This is a genomic window from Ruegeria sp. HKCCD8929, from assembly GCF_013031405.1.
In the GTDB taxonomy this organism is placed as follows: domain Bacteria; phylum Pseudomonadota; class Alphaproteobacteria; order Rhodobacterales; family Rhodobacteraceae; genus Ruegeria.
This window is the reverse complement of record NZ_WPZY01000141.1, coordinates 1-1188: the sequence shown is the minus strand read 5'-3', so window position 1 is coordinate 1188 and position 1188 is coordinate 1. Positions and strand designations below refer to the sequence as shown.

At 51.6% G+C, this 1188-nt stretch carries 1 protein-coding gene; it reads left to right on the top strand.

Annotated features, from left to right (window positions below):
* The coding region (locus tag GOX53_RS29450) for a Hint domain-containing protein (protein WP_254446869.1) at nucleotides 1-1090 on the top strand (1090 nt) is incomplete at its 5' end.
* Between the last annotated feature and the right edge of the window lie 98 nt (nucleotides 1091-1188).

Sequence of the window (1188 nt, the reverse complement as noted above, 5' to 3'; positions counted from 1 at the left end):
CGACCAAACGAACCAAAAGCTCGAGATACAGCAGGATGAGCCGATGCCCATAAACCTCTTCGGAGCCTTTCGTACTGACACGACAATGACGGACGCCGCTGCTGGGTTCGCTACTTTCGGTTCAACATTCGAGATTAGCGCCTACAGCCAGATTACCATTGCGGACGGTGCTGATGGAACCATCGTCGATGGTGACAACGTCATAAACGAGACTCCAAATGATCCGACCCAGACGTACCTGGGCAACGCCATTTTTTGGGATTACACAATTCAAGTCAACGATGGCACCAACACATACCAGATTGGTATTGTTGACTACGATATCAATGGTGACGGGACGAGCAACGGTGTCAATGCCGAGGATGGGTTCTTCATTGCTTTCATTGGCGGATCGATCCCGCCACTCAACACAACGCTCACATTTGGGCCCATCCTTGATAATGGCCCTTCAGTCGACGTTGATACACTTGTCCCGTGTTTTGCAGCTGGCACGACGCTTGAGACGATCGACGGCCCCCGTTCAATCGAAACCCTCAGTGTCGGTGACGAAGTTCTGACGTTGGACAATGGACCTCAGTGCATTCGTTGGATTGGGTCCCGAAGTTTGAATTCTGAAGACCTTGCGTTGAAACCCAAGTTGCGACCAATTCGAATAAACGCGGATGCATTGGGTGATGGATTGCCCGGTCGTGATCTGCTTGTTTCGCCGCAACATCGTATGCTGGTCCGGTCACCGATTGCGAAACGGATGTTCGGTGATGAGGAGGTCCTAATCCCTGCGCACAAGCTTGTCGCCTTGCCGGGCGTTTTCGTTGATGAAAGTGCTCAATCGGTGACCTATTTCCATGTGCTGTTTGACCATCACGAAATCGTCTTTGCGGAAGGCGCACCGGCGGAAAGCTTGTTTACAGGGCCAATGGCGTTGAAGAGTGTCGGCGAGGAGGCATATGAAGAAATTCTCTTTCTTTTTCCGGAGATTTCCTCCTCAGACTACGCACCTTCTTTAGCACGTCACGTTCCGTCTAAAGGCAAACAGATAAGAAACCTGGTAAGACGCCATGCGCAAAACCAAAAAGCACTGGTCGCCTGACCGCCATTCTAGGGTCTCCCTTGCATCGGCACTCGGTTGAAAACACGTCAGCGCCGCTGCAACTATTGCCTTGTGACCGATTGACAAGAATCGCAACG